An 18,301-nucleotide genomic window follows, 5' to 3' on the forward strand; every position below is an offset into this window, starting at 1 on the left:
GTATACAAATGCAATGGATAGTAAAACAGTACAGTACCGAGTTTCAATGAAAGGTTATAAGACTGTTGAAGGGTCTGCTGATGTTAAGATAGCAAAGCAACCTATAACAGTAGAATCAGGAAGCTTGGAAAGAGTATATGATGGAAAACCATTAACTGCATCAACAGCAGTAGTAAAAGGATTGGCTGCAGTAGATGAAGGAAAGATAACAGCTACAGCAAAAGGTACAATTACAGATGCTGGAAGCATATCAAATGTGGCGGTAGTAAATGGTGATGCAGATTTGCTTAATAACTATACTGTTTTTGAAAAGTTTGGAACATTAACAGTAACAGCAAGACCAGTTACACTGGCAGCGAAGAGTGCAACTCTGGACTGGACAGGAGAAAAGCTGAATGTAGAAGCACCTGGATATGATATCACAGGTGGAACATTAGCAGAAGGCCAGACAATCACCAGCGTAACAGTAAGTGAAGGTCAGACCGATCCAGGAGAATATACAACAACAGTGTCCAATGCACAAATCGGAACATTCACAGGAAACTACGATATCAAGTATGCTGAAGGCAAACTTGTGATTAAGCAGCTAGATATGAGTAGTAAGGTGAAAGCAGAAGGTTACGAAGGTGTTTATGATGGAACAGCGCATGGAATAAAAGTAGATGCACCATCAGGAGCAAAGATTGAATACAGTGTAGAAAACTCCCTAACAAATGTAGGAGAATTAACAGTAGGCTACACAGTAAGCAAACCGGGATATGCCAACGTGACAGGAAGCAAGACCATAAAGCTTACAGCAAGACCAGTTACACTGGCAGCGAAGAGTGCAACTCTGGACTGGACAGGAGAAAAGCTGAATGTAGAAGCACCTGGATATGATATCACAGGTGGAACATTAGCAGAAGGCCAGACAATCACCAGCGTAACAGTAAGTGAAGGTCAGACCGATCCAGGAGAATATACAACAACAGTGTCCAATGCACAAATCGGAACATTCACAGGAAACTACGATATCAAGTATGCTGAAGGCAAACTTGTGATTAAGCAGCTAGATATGAGTAGTGAAGTGAAAGCAGAAGGTTACGAAGGCATTTATGATGGAGAAATCCATGGTATTAAGCTAGATTTACCACAAGGTGCTGAGCCAATATTTATCGATGGCAATGATAATGCGTTCAGAAATGTGGGTAAACATGTTGTAGAATATACTGTGAAGAAGTTTGGATACAATGATGTAACAGGAAGTGCTATTGTAAATATTACAGCAAGACCAATTACTTTAATAGCTGGCAGCACAAGTAAAACTTACGATGGTACTGCATTAACTACAACAAGTTATGCTATTTCAGCAGGAGCAATCGTAACAGGACAGAGCATTGCAGTAACGGTTACTGGAGGTCAAATTCAAGTTGGCTCAACAGCAAGTGCAATCTCTGCAGTAGTGATGAAAGATTCTGAAGGTAATGATGTTACTTTCAACTATGAAATTACAAAGCTGACGGGTGTATTAACTGTAAATAGCAGCGGTGGATCAGGCGGCAGCCACCATCATAATAACAACAACAATAATAATAATACAACAACCATCAATGATGAAGCTGTTCCACTAGCTGGAACTATGGAACTTAACAAAACGGATCACTTCAATTATGTTAAGGGATATCAGGATGGAAATGTTAAGCCGCTAAATAATATTACAAGAGAAGAAGTAGCAACCATCTTCTACAGATTGCTTACAGAGCCTTCAAGGGCAATGTATTTCTCACAAAATGAGAATTTCAGTGATATTGCAAGTAACAGATGGTCATTAAATTCTATTGCTACTCTTGCAAACGGAAAAGTTTTAACAGGTTATGAAAATGGAACATTTGGAGCAACGAGACCAATTACAAGGGCAGAATTTGCTGCAATTGCTTCCAGATTCGATTCCCTTGAACAAACTACTGACAATCAGTTTAGCGATGTTTCAAATCACTGGGCGAAATCTTATATTAATTCTGCAGCTAAGAAGGGCTGGATTAATGGATATGAAGATGGAACCTTTAAGCCAGATCAGTATATTACAAGAGCAGAAGCCATGACTCTTATAAACAAAGTTCTTGAAAGAAGAGTAGATGCAGCTGGATTAATGAATGGCTACAAAGTATTCCCTGATAATAAGGAAAATGCTTGGTACTATTATCAGGTAATTGAAGCTACAAATAATCATAAGTATGCTGATAGAAAAAACATGAGTGATATGGAAAAATGGACGGAAATTTTAAGCGATAAAACTTGGAATGAGTAGTTAGCAAAAGTATCCAAATTAATTGTGTTTTAATAAACATTGTTATATAATGAAATCGTATAAATATTTAATATTTATACGATTTTGTTTTCTACAAGTAAAGGAAATGAAGGTATAGAGTTTAGTGATGGAAAAGACAACACAAAGTGATAAGCAACTTAAAATTTATATGTTGGGTAGATTTGCGCTTGAGTATGATGGTAAAATTATGATTGAGAACCAGGGAAAGATTCATAAGGTCTGGACCTTACTTGGATATCTGCTTGCCAATCATGATAGAAAACTTGGAGCACAGGAACTTCCTGAGATTTTGTGTGGTGATGACAGAAGCAGTGAACCGGTAAAGGCTGTAAAGAATTTAGTATATAGATTAAGGTGTGTACTTGCAGAAAGTGGACTGCCTAAAGAAAACTATGTTATACAAACTGGAGGCATTTATAGTTGGAATAATGATTTAGATTGCGTTATAGATACGGATGAGTTCATTGAGGCTTATAATAAAGCGAGAAAAGTATTTTATGATTCTGACAAAGCCATTGAGTTCTATTTTCAGGCAATTTCTATCTATAAGGGTAAATTCTTACCACATGCGGCTTACGATGAATGGGCAGTAAACGCTACTACATATTACCATAGATTGTTTATAGACAGCGTCATATGCTTATACCAGCTCTTAGAGAAAAAAGAGTCTTATGAACCGATGGTAGAGATATGTGAAAAAGCTATAAACATTGATGCTTATAATGAAGATATTTATAAAATTTATATTCATTGCCTAACAAAAATAGGAAGACATAAGGAAGCCCTTGCTGCATATGAGACTATAACAACTCGTCTTTATGATGAACTTGGCGTTAATCCATCAAAAGAGTTGAGAAGCCTGTATAGGGACATTATAAAAACTTTGAAAAGCGTAGAAACCGATTTGGTTGCAATTAAAGAAGATTTGAATGAAGGCGGTCATGCTGAGTGCAGTTATTTTTGTGAATATCAAATCTTTAAAGATATATATAGGTTTATAGCCAGACGAGTAAATCGTACAGGAGAGTCCATTTATATAATGCTTTGTACATTAACAGATAATCAGGATGAAATTCCATCAACCGAGTATTTGGCTGAGGCTATGGATACCTTGAAAACTTCCATAGGGAAAACACTTCGTAAGTGCGATTTGTTTTCCAGGTATAGCAATTCACAATTTGTTGTAATGCTTCCAGACATTTCATATGAAAATGGGTGTATGGTAGCGGGACGAATAGAAAATGTATACAAGAAAAATAAAGTGAGTAAAGTTGTAGTTATGCATTATAAATTACAACCATTAGATCCGAAATTGTTTTAATTAAAATATAAAGGAGACGTTCAACAAAGGTGGTGGCAACGGTGAAAAAAAAGATTATAACCTTATCGTTAATTGGTGTTCTTTGTATAGCACCTATAATGGCGGGATGTGGACAAACTAGCAACGGTAATGCACAAAATGCTTCTGAAGAGGTAGTAATTGCAGATGAACAGGTGCCTTTAGCAAATTCTGGGGTAAAAGTATTGGAACCTTCAGCTCCAGGCACAACTACATATAAAGGAAATGGCGTTATTGTAGATGCCTCCAATATTAATCAAGGCTATATTATGATTAAGTATAGCGGAAAAAATCAGAAACTTAAGGTACAAATCGTTAAAAGTTCAGGAACTACATATACATATAATTTAAATGCAAGAGATGCTTATGAGGTATTTCCTCTTACTGATGGGGATGGAAGTTATTCGCTAAAGGTTTTTGAAAATGTTTCAGGTGCTAAGTATTCGCAAGCTTTTAGCAAGGATTTAAATGTAAAACTGGCTAATCAGTATTTACCATTTCTATATCCAAATCAGTATGTTAATTTTAATGCCAGCAGCGATGCCGTTAAAAAGGGTATTGAGGTCACAAAGTCTACTAATGATGATTTAGAAAAGGTACAGCTAGTATATGATTACACTGTTGGGGCTTTAACTTACGATAAAGTAAAAGCTGCTAATGTTCAATCAGGATATCTTCCAAACGTGGATGCTGTTCTTGCAGCAAAGAAAGGTATTTGTTTTGATTATGCTTCCGTTATGGCAACTATGCTTCGTTCACAGAACATTCCTTGCAAACTTGTTGTAGGGTATACTGGCAATGTGTATCACGCATGGATAAATGTTTATACACCTGAGTCAGGCTGGATTGATGGTATGATTTTCTTTGATGGCAAGAAGTGGCAGTTAATGGACCCTACTTTTGCTTCCTCTGGGAAGAAGAGTGAATCCATCATGAAGTATATAGGGGATTCAAGTAATTATACTGCAAAGTATGCTTACTAATAATAGAAATGGTTTTAGGGCAGATAGAAATATTTGCCCTTTTCTAGGTGTAAGTAGTAAATGAAGGAGTAAAAATGAAAGCAAATGAATTGTCATCATTTTGTATGCAGATAGCTTTTTTATTGGAGGCAGGAATTTCTATTGATGCTGGGCTGGCAGTACTTGCCGAAGATGCAGATAATCAAACGGGAAAGAACATGCTTTTGAAAATGTCAGAAGATGTTGAACTTGGGGCATCTTTAGCTGTAGCCATACGAAAAACAGGACTTTTTCCTGAATATTTGATAGAAATGGCTCAGATTGGCCAAGAGACAGGGACTCTGGATACGGTTATGAGATCTCTTGCACAGTATTACGAAAAAGAAAGCATATTAGCCCAGACCATTAAAAATGCTGTCACATATCCACTTATTATGGTATCTATGTTAATGGTGGTTTTGTTTGTACTTCTCACTAAGGTCATGCCAATTTTTGAAGAGGTCTATGAACAGCTGGGTGCACAACTTTCACCAATAACTAAACATGCTGTACAGATAGGTACTATTCTAAGTGGCACTGCTATAGGAGCCATATTACTTTTAGTTGTGATTTCTGCAGGCATAGTTATTTCGTCAAAGAGGGGCCATAAAATGTTATGGGCGGAACACCTGCTGGAAAGTGTAAAGGAAAAAAGCAGTATTGCAATAACCTTAGCAAAAAGGAGAATCACAGCTGTTTTAGCGATTTCAATCAAAAGTGGCTTGGAAATCGATGCAGGTATGGAAATGGCAATAAAACTGATATCACAAAAAAAGATCCAAGAAAAGCTTCAGGACTGCAAGAAGCAGATGGAACTTGGAACCCCACTGTATGATGCCTTAAAGGGAACGGGTATTTTTAAAGGTATGGATATGCAAATGATCAAAGTGGGAAGCCGTTCAGGAAAATCCGATGTGGTTTTTGATGAGCTATCGAAAAAATATGAAGGTGAAGTGGATTTAGTCATTGACAGCCTTATAGCGAGATTTGAACCTACAATGGTAGTGGTTTTAGCAATAATTGTAGGATTGATATTATTATCTGTAATGATGCCTCTTGTGGGGATTATGGCATCTATAGGTTAGCAAAAGATAGGAATAGGTATGAAAAATTATGTTTTATCAATAGTCGCTTTTATATGTGTGGTGACGATATTTATATTTGCTATCGATGGAATTTCACAAAAGTCTACCTCCGAAGGGGCCGCTACATTGCAGCGGGCAATTCAGAGGGCCTCTGTACAATGTTACGCCATAGAAGGCAGATATCCTTCTTCAGTGGAGTATTTGGTTGATAATTATGGAGTTCAGATTGATACAGACAAATATTCAGTGTTTTATGAAGGATTTGCATCAAACATGATGCCCGATATTACGGTTTGTCAGTTATAGGAGAAATTTATGAATAGTAAAGGAAATTATAATAAAGGACAATCCGTACAGTTTTTGTTTACAATGGTGTTATTATTTTCCCTTGGCATAAGTGCACTATTTACGATTTTATTTGGTGCAAGAATTTATGATAATATAGGAGAACGAATGAATGAAAATTTCAGCAGTACTACGGCATTATCCTATATTTCCAATAAGGTCAAGCAAAATGACAAAGCTGGTATGATAGTAGTAGAACAATTGGAAGGTGTATCAACTTTGAAGCTTGTTGAAGCATATGATGGAGAAGTCTATAACACTTTCATATATTGTAAAGGCGGTAAACTAAAAGAACTATTTTGCAAAGATGGCAGTGGACTGACATTAAACGATGGAATAGACATTATGGAACTGCAGGGAATGTCTTTTGAAAGGATAGATGATAACCTTTTAAGGGTGGATACCTTAGGAGACAACGCAAATTATTTACTTTTGTCATTGCGAAGTGAGGTGGATGATTATGAGTAATGGAAATTCATCTAAATCTCAAATATTTCTTATGGAGTTTATTTGTGTTGTAATGTTTTTTGCTTTATGTGCAGCATTATGCATAAATGCCTTTGTAAAGGCAGATGGGATAAGTAAAGAAGGACATGAATTAAACGAAACTTTGCTTTTAGCACAAAGTATGGCTGAAACTATTAAATCCATGGACTATCCAAGCAGGGAAGAGATAAACATTGCAGTTGATAAAATGAATAAGGAATGTAAAAATAAGTATACGGTGAGAGTGAAAGATAAAGTGCAGGTGGATATGTTACAGGCAGATATCTATGTATATAATACAAAAAGTAGTGAAAAGGAAATTTGCACTCTATCAATAAAGAAGTATTTGCCTGGAGAGGTACAAAATGAAGAGTAAAAGTACATCGAGTAAGCAAAGAATTCAGATTGGTACCAGCTCACTTTTATTAATCTTTACAGTGTTATGTCTTGTAGTTTTCAGTACTCTTTCTTTGGCCAGTGCAAAGGCTGATTATGCTCTGGCTGCCAAGAATGAAAAAAGCGTTAAGACATACTATGAAGCAGACTGTAAAGGTGAAGCTTTAAAGAAGGATATCAACAGGAAGATAATTAATCTGGCAGGTCAAGCGCCAAATAAGGATCAATTTAGAGAACTTATGAAGCGGTCATTTAAAGAAGCATTTAATGAAGAGGATAGTAGTATCAGTTATACTATTGATGCAGGTTCACAGCAGTTTCTTTTTATACAACTACGAGTAAACAATTATGAGGAAATTGCAGAAGGAAAGCAAAATTATAAAGTAACATCTTGGATTATTCAAAATAAAGTGGATTATGAAGTTGATAATAATATGCCAGTTTGGAGCGGCATTTAGTATTTAGGGTTGAATGGAGAAGAGAATATGAAGGCTTTAAAAATATTACAAATAGCGGTTGAAAAAAATGCATCAGATATTTTCCTAATTCCAGGCGTAGGTTTTTCATTAAAGATTAATGGAAAGATTTATCCTCACGAGGGTGAAATCTTACTCCCTGATGATTTGGCTGATATTATTTCACAGATATATAATCTGTCAAAAAGTAGATCGATGGAGAAAGTAAACCGGTCAGGAGATGATGATTTTTCCTTTTCGGTCCAGGGGTTATCCAGATTTCGTGCCAGCATATTTAAGCAGAGAGGTTCTTTGGCAGCAGTTATAAGGGTTGTAACTTTTGATTTACCTGATTTTAATGAACTACATATTCCTAAGACAGTTATAAACGTGGCAGAAATGAAAAAAGGACTGGTACTTGTTACTGGTTCTGCGGGTAGTGGTAAGAGTACTACACTAGCATGCATAATAGATCAAATAAATAAAACTAGAAATGCCCATGTTATAACCCTGGAAGATCCGATTGAATATCTTCATAAACATCAAAAAAGTATAGTAACCCAGAGAGAAATTTGCACAGATACAGAGGATTATGTTTCGGCATTGAGAGCTGCACTTAGACAGGCCCCAGATGTAATTTTATTAGGAGAACTTAGGGATTATGAAACGATTCGTACAGCTATGACAGCCGCCGAGACGGGCCATTTAGTTATTTCTACATTACATACCATAGGAGCGGCAAATACGATTGATCGAATAATAGATGCATTTCCGGAAAACCAGCAGAATCAGATAAGAATACAATTGTCTATGGTTCTTCAGGCTGTTATTTCTCAACAATTACTTCCTACTGTTGACGAAACTACTATTCCTGCATTTGAGCTGATGTTTCTCAATAATGCCATTCGAAACATGATTCGGGAAAGAAAGAATCATCAGATTGACTCGGTTATATCTTCTGGTCAAGAAGAGGGCATGATTTCTATGGACAGTAGTTTACTAAATTTATATAAGACAGGGCATATAAGCAAAGACGTAGCATTGACCTATAGTACGAATCGGGAATTTTTAGAAAAGAGAATGGAAAGAGCATAATATTATGATTATTTAATAGCCAAATTGTTAATACTAATTCTGTAAAGAAAGAGGCTATTAAAAAGTATGTTTTGTCCCCCTTTAGCATAAATTAGCAGCTTCTTTCTTTATTTGTGTGGTACTTAGTTGCCATAGTTTTACTAGATGGAAAAACTTGTTTGCGGCGATTATTAAATTGTATAATTATTCTTCTTGTAAATCAGAAAAAAAATGATATAATATTTAAGGTGTGCTTTGGAAAATAAATTTTTGGCTAAAACGCTTAGCATACATGAGTATACATAGAAATTTGATAGGAAATTAGTGAATATAATAATAGATATAAATAGATTTATTTGGAGGGAAAGTTGGCTAAATATTTAGTTCAAAAAAGTGGTCCGCTTAGTGGTGAAGTTATCATTAGTGGCTCTAAAAACGCCGTTCTTCCTATTATGGCAGCTGCCATTTTGAGTGGTGAAGCTTGTGAACTGACAGAGGTTCCAGCACTGAGAGATGTAGATGTAATGTGTAAGCTGCTTAGAAGTTTGGGCTCAAAGGTTAAAGAACAATATAGTGAAAATAAGCTTGAAATAGAAACAAACGATGTAATAACTAACGAAGCTCCTTATGAGCTGGTTAAGAAGATGAGAGCATCTATACTAGTAATGGGTCCTCTTTTAGCAAGGACTGGAAAGGCTAGAATAGCACTTCCAGGAGGATGTGCTATTGGTGCAAGGCCGATAGATTTGCACCTAAAAGGATTTCAGGCTCTTGGTGCGCAGATTATTGAGGGACATGGGTATGTTGAAGCTGTTGCGGACAAGCTTATGGGAAATAATGTTTATTTAGATTTTCCAAGCGTGGGTGCAACAGAAAATATTATGATGGCAGCAGTATTGGCTGAGGGAATCACCATTTTGGAAAATGTAGCAGAAGAACCAGAAATTGTAGATTTAGCTAACTTTTTGAATAGAATGGGTGCCCGCATTAAAGGTGCAGGTACGGATACAATTAAAATAGAGGGAGTTTCCGCTCTTCATGGAGCAAAACACTCTGTTATACCGGATAGAATTGAAACGGGAACCTTTATGGTAGCGGCTGCAATTACAAGGGGCAATGTACTGATTAGAAATGTAGTACCTGATCATGTAAAACCGATAATTGCTAAACTAAAAGAATGTGGTGCTGCTGTTGAAATTACAGATGAAGGTATGATTGTAAGAGGGGATATAGCACCTCTTACCGCTACAGATATAAAGACATTGCCTTATCCAGGATTTCCAACAGATATGCAGTCGCAGTTTATGTCTCTTCTGGCAACAGTAAAAGGCTCAAGCATAGTTATTGAAACTGTATTTGAAAACAGATATATGCATGTGGGTGAGCTGAACAGAATGGGTGCAAATATAAAAATTGAAGGTAGGAGTGCAGTGATACAGGGCGAAAAACTTCTACAGGGAGCCCAGGTTATTTCTACGGATTTAAGGGCAGGTGCTGCATTAGTTTTAGCTGGGTTAACGGCTGAAGGAACTACTGAGATTTCCGAAATTTATCATATTGAAAGAGGATATGAGAAATTTGTGGAGAAATTTAGAGGAATTGGTGCAACTATCATAAGAGTTGAAGAATAAAAATTTGTTTGTCAACGGTTGATATTTTGAACATTTTATGAAAATGCTCAAATATCAACCGTTTTTTATATAACGGAGTGTGAAGCCACGTCTTTTCTAATAAACTTTTACTCCTGTATAGTAATGCTCTAAAATTTGTTTATAGTTGGAGCCTTTTTGAGCCATTCCATTAGCACCATATTGACTCATACCTACACCATGACCAAAACCATTGCTGGTTATGGTAATCGTACTTCCATTAATTGAAGCTTGAAAATTTGCAGAGGACAATCCCAATGCATCACGTAATTCTCTACCGTTATAGGTGGAATTGTTTATTTTTATATTTTCAACACGGCCTCCTGTACTTTTTGAAATGACTGCAATGTTGTTTATTGGTGATGAGAGATTTCTGCCGGGATACTTTAAATTTAGTAAGTAAGCAAAGTCTTTTGCAGAAAAATGTTTTGTCTCTTGCTGGTGCGTTGCTCCTTCTTCATATGGGCTGTCTACACTTCTTAAATAAGGTACTGCTGAGGCAAAAACATCTTCTGAATTTTCAGTATGACCTCCACTGGAGGAGTGGAAAAGTGCCTGCTCTGCAAGCTGGCCATTATAATACATTAATTCGCCTTTTGTTGAATCTACTGCATCACATATTTTCTTCCAGTCTTCATTTATCCACTGGTCACCCTTTAGGGATTTAAGCTCATATACACTGCGATATACCTGACAATGTGTATCATCACAAAGAGGTGCGTCAGGATGTGCAGGTGGATTACCGCCCTGTCCGGAGCGGGTTATTTTCGAAAGTGAATAAGTTCTTGCGGCTACGGCTTGGGCTTTTAGAGCTTCGGGTTCGAAGTTGGATGGCATTTCCCCAGCAACAACACCTTTTACGTAGTCTTCAAAGGGAATCGATTCGGTCACTCCATAGGTGTGACGATAAACATTTATGTATTCAGGGGTCTGAATTTTATTTGTGAATATTTCAGGTGCAGGTGACTTAGAGTCCGGAGCTTTGTGAAAATTACCATTTATGCCTAGTAGTATAGATGGCAGTATAATAAACAAAAATAGCTCTGTAATAATAATATATAAAATAGTTTTTTTCGTTATTCTCATAGTAAATCCTCTCAATTTAGTTTATTATATTAACGAAAAGGACAAAGTATGCCTACCAAAAAGTATAAGGAGTCATAGTGATGAGAGAAATAAATGTTTCCCAGATTACAAAAGCCATTGCAGAAATGGCAATTGCTACGAATCATAATTTAAGCAGTGATGTATGCAAAAGAATAACAGACTGCAGCCGTAGTGAAAAATGGCCAGTTGCAAAAGATATATTAAAAAATATTGAAGAGAACATAAAAATTGCCCAAGAAGGTGTTTTTCCATTATGTCAGGACACCGGAATGGCATGTGTTTTTCTCGAAATAGGGCAGGATGTACATCTCATAGGTGGAAACATCGAGGATGCTGTAAATGAAGGTGTAAAAAAAGGATATACAGAGGGGTATTTAAGAAAATCTGTAGTCAGGGATCCGATTAGGAGAGGAAATACAGGGGATAATACGCCGGCACACATTCATTATGACATTGTGGCAGGGGATAAGGTTAAAATAATTTTTGCCCCAAAAGGTTTTGGATCTGAAAATATGAGCCAGATAAAAATGTTTCCTCCTGCAGCGGGAGAAGCAGGTGTTAAAGATTTTATTGTTCAGGTGGTAAAAGATGCAGGGGCAAATCCCTGTCCTCCGATTGTTGTAGGAGTAGGTATAGGAGGAACCTTTGACCGTGCAGCTCTTATGGCAAAAGAAGCATTACTAATACCTTTTGATAAAGAAAATGAAGAGGAGTATTACAGGGAGATGGAGGAAGAACTGCTTACAAGAATAAATGACCTGGGGATAGGGCCGCAAGGGTTAGGCGGGAAAACTACCGCATTGTCAGTTAAAATAAAGACTTTCCCTACTCATATTGCAGGGATGCCCGTTGCCGTAAATATTAACTGTCATGTTTCCAGGCATGAAGAGAGAATTTTATAGGAGGGCCGTATGACAGAAATAAAATCACAAATTAAGAAAATTGAATTTCCATTTACCAAGGATAAATTGGGACAGCTGAAGGCTGGGGATAGTGTTTTGATTTCAGGCACTATTTATACGGCACGTGATGCAGCGCATAAGAGACTAACAGAAATGCTAGATCAGGGAGAAGATTTACCGTTTAATTTAGAGGGTTCAATTATATACTATGTGGGACCGACTCCTGAAAAGCCAGGAAATGTCATTGGGGCTGCAGGACCCACTACCAGTTACAGGATGGACTCCTATGCTCCCAGATTTTTAGACTTGGGACAAGCAGCTATGATAGGCAAAGGTCAAAGATCCAGGGATGTGTTTGATGCGATTGTAAGAAATGGAGCCATATACTTTGCAGCAATTGGCGGCGCAGGGGCACTGATAGCTAGAAGTATCGTTAAGGCGGAAGTAATAGCCTTTGAAGATTTAGGTGCAGAGGCTGTGAGAAAATTAGAAATTGTAGATTTTCCTGCTATAGTGGTAATTGACAGCAAGGGCAATAACCTATATGAAATAGGCCCTAAAGAATATTTAGAATCATAAAAGGTGTCCAATAAGGACACCTTTTATGATATGACAAGGATTACTAATTTTAATTAGTATATTTAATTATTTCAGAAGCCCATTTGACGGAGTCGATATAAGTAGACAAGATGTTCATAGGTTTTAGTTTTAATAATCTGCACAATCTTTCAACTTCATTCCAATCACCTTTCTCATAAGCTAAAGTAAGCTTTAAAGGGCGCCCTAAAATATTATCTCTATAAAGAATCGCTTCCTTTGTTTCAATGGGTAATGGAAGGTCTTCCAGGACTTTTTCAAGTGGCTTATTCATAAGAATATCCAACATAGAGAATAATCCAACTAAAAAGCATTCCGGAGCCCTTTCACCGAGGCCACAGCTAGGTGCAATCATTTCAAGCATTTTAGCTCTTTGAAGTGATACACATACTACTTCATCGCTTTGACCAGAAGACATACAACGAAGCACAATTAAATACATCCACTTACGTATGTTAGAAAAGCCTAAACGCACAAGAGCTTTACGTACGGTACTGATTTGTTCAATGCCTCCATATATAGGTGAATTAGCAAATTTGAACAGCTTATAGGTTAAAGAAACGTCTTTTTCAACTATAGAAGAAAGGCTTGTATAATTAGGATATGGGCTGTTCAGTACCTTAATTATTTCAAAATGACTGGTTCCTATACTATTTATATCTTTGTATTTAAAAATCGAAGGTTTTGAAAAGTAGTAGCCTTGAAAATAATCATAACCAACAGATTTGGCACGGTCAAAATCCTTGGACGTTTCCACTTTCTCTGCTAAAAATTTTAAACCGGGTCTTTTATATTTTTTGATGATTTTTATTTGATCAGCGGGAGTTGTGAGTAAAAAATCTACTTTTATTATATCAACGATGTCGATGACCTCGGGGTAAGCATAATTTATCGTAAAATCATCTAAAGCCAGGGTATAGCCCTTTTCTTTTAATTCAAGAAGCCGTTGCATAAACTCATCATCTGGGATGATATCTTCTAAAATCTCTATAGTCATATAATCCTTTGAAAAAAGAAGTGGAGTACCATCATTAATCAGATTTTTTGTGAAGTTTATAAAAGCCCGCTTGCCATCTACAAGTTTTTCAAAAGTTGCTACTAGTGTGCTCCCCATAAGTACAGAGTTTGTGGCAGCATCAGCATCTTTTATATTGGCGGTTTGTGTTTCTGGATCTCTATATAATAGTTCATACGCAACAACATCTTTTAGTTGATCAAAAATAGGTTGTCTTGCAATATATATAAGCATAGAACCCTCATTTCTAATAGAAGTCTATTTAAATCGAAAAATCAAAGCTAATACTGATTTCCTAATTATACCATTACTAGTAGGAAAAATAAAGCAAGGATATTTTCCACTAAAAGGAACAAATTATAATAAATAAAATATTATAAAGTGTTGACAGAAGAAGTTAGCTATGGTAAACTCATAAATGAAGTTAGCAAAAGCTAACTATTTTTTAAAGCTTGCGGTTAGCGTAAGCTTACTTTTAAACATTAAGGTTAGCTTAGTCTAACATGAGGAGGTAACATTATGCCATTAACGATGACAAGACCAGGAACACAGGTGACGGTTTCCACGATTAGAGGCAGGGACAATACAAAACGTTTTCTTGAAAATTTAGGATTTGTTGAGGGAACACGGGTAATGGTAATCTCTGAACTTGGAGGAAATGTTATTGTAAATGTTAAAGATGCAAGGGTAGCCATAAGCAAAACAATGGCATCAAGAATTCTTATAAATTAAATAGATATAAACGGATAGGTATTAAATCTGTCATTTAAATAAATTGGAGGAGCTATGAAAAATTTAAAAGAAGTGAAGTGCGGTGAAACAGCAATTGTACAAAAGCTGCAAGGCGAGGGAGCACTGAAAAGAAGAATTATGGACATGGGCATTACAAGGGGAGCTGAAATTTATGTAAGAAAAGTTGCACCTTTAGGTGACCCAATTGAAATAACAGTTAGAGGATATGAACTTTCAATTAGAAAAAGCGAAGCGGAAAATATAATTGTTCAACAATAAATATTACTTTCACACTAATTGAAAATAGGAGGTAAAGCATGAAGAATATTACGATAGCCTTGGCGGGCAATCCTAATTGTGGTAAGACTACAATTTTTAACGATTTGACTGGTTCAAGCCAGTATGTTGGCAACTGGCCTGGAGTTACAGTAGAAAAGAAAGAAGGAAAATTTAGAGGAAATAAGAATGTCACAATTACTGACCTTCCAGGGGTTTATTCACTTTCTCCATATACTTTGGAAGAAGTTGTAACTAGAAACTATTTAATAAAGGAAACCCCAAGTGTAATATTAAATTTAGTGGATGGAACTAATCTGGAAAGAAATTTATATTTAACAACACAGCTTCTTGAACTTGGAATTCCTGTTGTTTTGGGCATAAACATGATGGACCTGGTTAGAAAAAATGGAGATAAAATTGATATAAAGAAACTTGCAGAAAAATTAGGGTGTCCTGTAATGGAGACTTCTGCACTTAAGGGTGAAGGCTGCAATGAATTAGTTAATTGCGCCATAGAGTTAGCTACAACTAACCGAATAAAGAACCACAAATTTGATAAAAACATAGAAGCGTCAATTGAAGCAATTGAACATCTCATAAAAGATGTAACAACACCAGAGCATCTAAGATGGTATGCAATTAAGTTATTTGAACATGATGAAGAGATTGCTAAAGAATTTAAGTTGACCGAAGATACTGCAATAAAAATTGATGACATAATTACAAAACTTGAAAATCTAATGGACGATGATAGTGAGAGCATAATCGCAAACGAAAGATACAACTTTATCGGAGATGTTGTTAATGGAGCATTAAAGAAAAAACAAAAAGGACTTACGACTTCTGATAAAATTGACCAGATTGTTACCAATAGATGGCTGGCACTACCTATATTTGCGGTAGCAATGTTTATTGTTTATTATGTATCGGTCTCATGGCTAGGTACTATTGTGACAGATTGGACAAATGATGTACTGTTTGGTGAATACATACAAGGTGGAGTTTCAGCACTTATGGATAATGCAGGTACTGCGGAATGGCTTCAAAGTTTAGTTGTTGACGGTGTAATTGGCGGTGTAGGTGCTGTTCTCGGATTCGTACCACAGATGTTTATCTTATTCTTCTTCTTATCTATCCTAGAAGATTGTGGATATATGGCAAGAGTTGCGTTTATAATGGATAGGATATTTAGAAGGTTTGGTCTTTCAGGAAAGAGTTTCATACCACTTTTAGTAAGCTCTGGATGTGGTGTGCCGGGAATTATGGCTACTAAAACCATTGAAAATGAGAAAGATCGTCGAATGACTATTATGACGACTACGTTTATTCCGTGTGGTGCCAAGCTGCCTGTTATTGCGCTAATTGGAGGAGCTATGTTCCCCAATATAATCTGGATTGCTCCGGCGATGTATTTTATGGGAATTGGTGCAGTAATATTTTCAGGAATAACACTTAAGAAAACTAAAATGTTTGCTGGAGATACAGCCCCTTTCGTAATGGAACTACCTCAGTATCATATGCCTGCGCCTAAAGGTGTTTGGATTCACATGTGGGAAAGAGGAAAATCATTTATTATAAAAGCAGGTACTGTAATATTCGTGGCTTGTGCAGCTATCTGGTTCTTATCTAATTTTGGTTTTACATCTGGCAGCTTTGGTATGGTAGAGCAGAACAAAAGCCTGCTTGCTGTAATTGGTTCTTTTGTAGCACCAATCTTCGCACCTCTTGGATTTGGAAACTGGCAGGCAACAGTTGCAACTTTGACAGGTCTTGTTGCTAAAGAAAATGTGGTAGGAACATTTGGCGTGTTACTTGGGCTAGGTGGCGATGTAGCAGAAGATGACACAGGACTTCTTGCCCAGCTTACTATAATGTTCCCTTATGGTTCAGCTGCATTATCCTTCTTAGTGTTTAACTTGCTTTGTGCTCCATGCTTTGCCGCAATTGGTGCAATCAGAAGGGAAATGAATAGTGCAAGATGGACTTGGTTTGCGATAGGATACCAGACAGTTCTTGCTTATGTGACGGCTTTGATAATTAATCAGCTGGGTGGTATAATATTTGGAGGTCTTACTTTTGGGGCAGGCACAGTTGTGGCTATAGCATTACTAATACTAATGATATTTTTACTAGTAAGACCAATGCCTAAAGAAAGAAGGTTGAAGGTATGCTGTCAACAATCATAGTGAGTGGAATATTAGTTGTTTTGGTTTTCTTTGCTACAAGACACTTAATCAGAAATGCAAAAGCTGGAAAGTGTGCAGGGTGTAGTGGCTGCGGCAGCTATGGTAAAGAAGACGGGTGTAGTTGCTGTAACAGCAAAGAGACTCATAAACATGAATAAGTAAACATACAAAGAACATAGAAATTATCAAAATTGATGAAATGAAAGGGTGGCATGCGTTTGTCACCCTAAAAAATGGAAATAAGTTAGCTATGGCTAACTTGAGCCGATTCAGGAAATAAGGTATGAGCAAAATATATTTTAAAGGGGGTTTTTAATATGCTGGAAAAATTGATTATTGAACAATGTGCACCAACACTGGCAAACTTAAAAACAGGAGAAATTGTAAACTATAGATTTAATAACTTAGAACAGGCGAAAAGGGAAATAAGAATATTAAGCCATACGTTAGAATTAAGAGGGGTTAATATAGAAATTTTAGTAAAAAGAGAAAAAAGCTTATTACTTTATGTATATAGGAAAAACCGGCTTGCATGTGATTTATCATGTCCAATAGCAAGAAGCTTTTTAGAAAAGAAGGGATATAAGCCAGATAGTATTGACGAAACAATACAGAATTTACGCATTAGAATGAACGTAGATAAAATAAAAAACAAATTTCCACACGAAATTGGATTGTTTTTAAGCTACCCAGTTCAAGATGTAATGGGATTTATTAAAAATCAAGGAAAAAATTGTAGGCACTGCGGCTATTGGAAAGTTTATGAGGAAGAAGAAAAAGCAATTTTAATGTTTGCAAAATTTGATAAGTGTAAGGCCGCTTATAAAAAAATGTGTAGGCAGGGAGCAAGCATTAAAAAGCTTACAGTTGCATGTTAACGTATGAGAGAAAGGGAAGGTAAATTCATATGAAGAAAATGGCGATCATTTATTGGAGTGGAACAGGGAATACAGAGAAGATGGCAGAAGCTGTTTTCCATGGTGCAAAGTCAGCAGGTGCAGATGTTACATTGTATAATGTAAATGAATTTGTCAGCAATAATATCGACACTTTTGATATTGTTGCTTTTGGCTGCCCGTCTATGGGAGCAGAAGTTTTGGAAGAAACTGAGTTTGAACCAGTATATAATGACTGTCGAAATAAATTAAATGAGAAAACTGTTGGAGTTTTTGGTTCTTATGGCTGGGGGGATGGCGAATGGATGAGAAACTGGGAACAAGATCTGCTTCAGGCAGGAGCATTGTTACCAGAGGGTTATTTGATTATAAATGAAACCCCTGATGAATCGGGAATAGAAAATTGTAAAAACTATGGTGCAAATTTAGTTAAGTAAGTAAAAGGATAA

The 18,301-nt window shown here is 36.5% G+C and carries 20 protein-coding genes; 18 read left to right on the forward strand and 2 right to left on the reverse strand.

Annotated features, from left to right (window positions below; all coding sequences use genetic code 11):
• From RTW14_RS02395 to murA, 10 genes are all read left to right on the forward strand, one after another.
• On the forward strand, positions 1–2,287 hold a 2,287-nt coding region (locus tag RTW14_RS02395), incomplete at its 5' end, for an S-layer homology domain-containing protein (RefSeq protein WP_312647963.1).
• Between the two features lie 127 nt (positions 2,288–2,414).
• Positions 2,415–3,629, forward strand: a complete 1,215-nt coding sequence (locus RTW14_RS02400; RefSeq protein WP_312647964.1) for a BTAD domain-containing putative transcriptional regulator — start codon at positions 2,415–2,417, stop codon at positions 3,627–3,629.
• Between the two features lie 41 nt (positions 3,630–3,670).
• Positions 3,671–4,630 carry a transglutaminase domain-containing protein gene (locus RTW14_RS02405; RefSeq protein ID WP_312647965.1) on the forward strand — a complete coding sequence of 320 codons (960 nt, stop codon included), beginning with the start codon at positions 3,671–3,673 and terminating at the stop codon, positions 4,628–4,630.
• Positions 4,631–4,704: 74 nt separating this feature from the next.
• Positions 4,705–5,733 (forward strand): type II secretion system F family protein, encoded by a 1,029-nt coding sequence (locus tag RTW14_RS02410; RefSeq protein WP_312647968.1) that lies wholly within the window; start codon positions 4,705–4,707, stop codon positions 5,731–5,733.
• An 18-nt stretch (positions 5,734–5,751) separates the two neighbouring features.
• Positions 5,752–6,039 carry a hypothetical protein gene (locus tag RTW14_RS02415; protein ID WP_312647970.1) on the forward strand — a complete coding sequence of 96 codons (288 nt, stop codon included), beginning with the start codon at positions 5,752–5,754 and terminating at the stop codon, positions 6,037–6,039.
• 9 nt (positions 6,040–6,048) lie between these two features.
• Positions 6,049–6,546, forward strand: a complete 498-nt coding sequence (locus RTW14_RS02420) for a DUF4860 domain-containing protein (protein ID WP_312647971.1) — start codon at positions 6,049–6,051, stop codon at positions 6,544–6,546.
• Entirely contained in the window at positions 6,539–6,940 is a 402-nt protein-coding gene (locus RTW14_RS02425) for a hypothetical protein (protein ID WP_312647973.1), read from the forward strand. Before RTW14_RS02420 ends, RTW14_RS02425 begins: the two co-directional genes overlap by 8 nt.
• A complete protein-coding gene (locus RTW14_RS02430) occupies positions 6,930–7,418 on the forward strand; it encodes a hypothetical protein (protein ID WP_312647975.1) in 489 nt (162 codons plus the stop codon). The genes RTW14_RS02425 and RTW14_RS02430 overlap by 11 nt, the downstream gene beginning before the upstream one ends.
• A 27-nt stretch (positions 7,419–7,445) precedes the next feature.
• Positions 7,446–8,510, forward strand: a complete 1,065-nt coding sequence (locus RTW14_RS02435) for a type IV pilus twitching motility protein PilT (protein ID WP_312647976.1) — start codon at positions 7,446–7,448, stop codon at positions 8,508–8,510.
• Between the two features lie 347 nt (positions 8,511–8,857).
• Complete coding sequence (murA, locus tag RTW14_RS02440) at positions 8,858–10,120, forward strand: UDP-N-acetylglucosamine 1-carboxyvinyltransferase (protein WP_312647977.1); 1,263 nt, start codon at positions 8,858–8,860, stop codon at positions 10,118–10,120.
• Positions 10,121–10,216: 96 nt separating this feature from the next.
• Here murA and spoIID read toward each other — a convergent pair whose 3' ends face one another.
• Positions 10,217–11,224: a stage II sporulation protein D gene (gene spoIID / locus RTW14_RS02445; protein WP_312647978.1), complete on the reverse strand. Its 1,008-nt coding sequence runs from the start codon at positions 11,222–11,224 to the stop codon at positions 10,217–10,219.
• Between the two features lie 80 nt (positions 11,225–11,304).
• On the opposite strand from spoIID, the gene RTW14_RS02450 reads away from it, so the two are divergent.
• The gene (locus RTW14_RS02450) at positions 11,305–12,147 is read left to right on the forward strand and encodes a fumarate hydratase (protein WP_312647979.1); all 843 of its coding nucleotides are present in this window, start codon (positions 11,305–11,307) and stop codon (positions 12,145–12,147) included.
• Between the two features lie 9 nt (positions 12,148–12,156).
• A complete protein-coding gene (locus RTW14_RS02455) occupies positions 12,157–12,726 on the forward strand; it encodes a Fe-S-containing hydro-lyase (protein WP_312647981.1) in 570 nt (189 codons plus the stop codon).
• Between the two features lie 49 nt (positions 12,727–12,775).
• Here the strand turns inward: RTW14_RS02455 and RTW14_RS02460 are convergent, their stop codons facing one another.
• Complete coding sequence (locus RTW14_RS02460; RefSeq protein ID WP_312647983.1) at positions 12,776–13,993, reverse strand: EAL and HDOD domain-containing protein; 1,218 nt, start codon at positions 13,991–13,993, stop codon at positions 12,776–12,778.
• A gap of 285 nt (positions 13,994–14,278) precedes the next feature.
• Between RTW14_RS02460 and RTW14_RS02465 the strand changes: the two genes are divergently transcribed.
• The 6 genes from RTW14_RS02465 to RTW14_RS02490 all read left to right on the forward strand — a co-directional run bounded on the left by RTW14_RS02465 (position 14,279) and on the right by RTW14_RS02490 (position 18,289).
• Positions 14,279–14,491 carry a FeoA family protein gene (locus tag RTW14_RS02465; RefSeq protein WP_312647985.1) on the forward strand — a complete coding sequence of 71 codons (213 nt, stop codon included), beginning with the start codon at positions 14,279–14,281 and terminating at the stop codon, positions 14,489–14,491.
• Positions 14,492–14,545: 54 nt separating this feature from the next.
• The gene (locus tag RTW14_RS02470; RefSeq protein ID WP_312647987.1) at positions 14,546–14,770 is read left to right on the forward strand and encodes a FeoA family protein; all 225 of its coding nucleotides are present in this window, start codon (positions 14,546–14,548) and stop codon (positions 14,768–14,770) included.
• Between the two features lie 38 nt (positions 14,771–14,808).
• On the forward strand, positions 14,809–16,956 hold the full coding sequence (feoB, locus tag RTW14_RS02475; protein ID WP_312647989.1) for a ferrous iron transport protein B: 2,148 nt from the start codon (positions 14,809–14,811) through the stop codon (positions 16,954–16,956).
• Positions 16,938–17,114 (forward strand): FeoB-associated Cys-rich membrane protein, encoded by a 177-nt coding sequence (locus RTW14_RS02480; protein WP_312647991.1) that lies wholly within the window; start codon positions 16,938–16,940, stop codon positions 17,112–17,114. The genes feoB and RTW14_RS02480 overlap by 19 nt, the downstream gene beginning before the upstream one ends.
• Before the next feature lie 159 nt (positions 17,115–17,273).
• Positions 17,274–17,834, forward strand: coding sequence for a DUF3793 family protein (locus RTW14_RS02485; RefSeq protein ID WP_312647993.1), 561 nt, complete (start codon positions 17,274–17,276; stop codon positions 17,832–17,834).
• A gap of 29 nt (positions 17,835–17,863) precedes the next feature.
• Complete coding sequence (locus tag RTW14_RS02490) at positions 17,864–18,289, forward strand: flavodoxin (RefSeq protein WP_312647994.1); 426 nt, start codon at positions 17,864–17,866, stop codon at positions 18,287–18,289.
• The last annotated feature ends 12 nt before the right edge of the window (positions 18,290–18,301 follow it).

The organism is Aminipila sp., assembly GCF_032051575.1.
Lineage (GTDB): Bacteria > Bacillota > Clostridia > Peptostreptococcales > Anaerovoracaceae > Aminipila.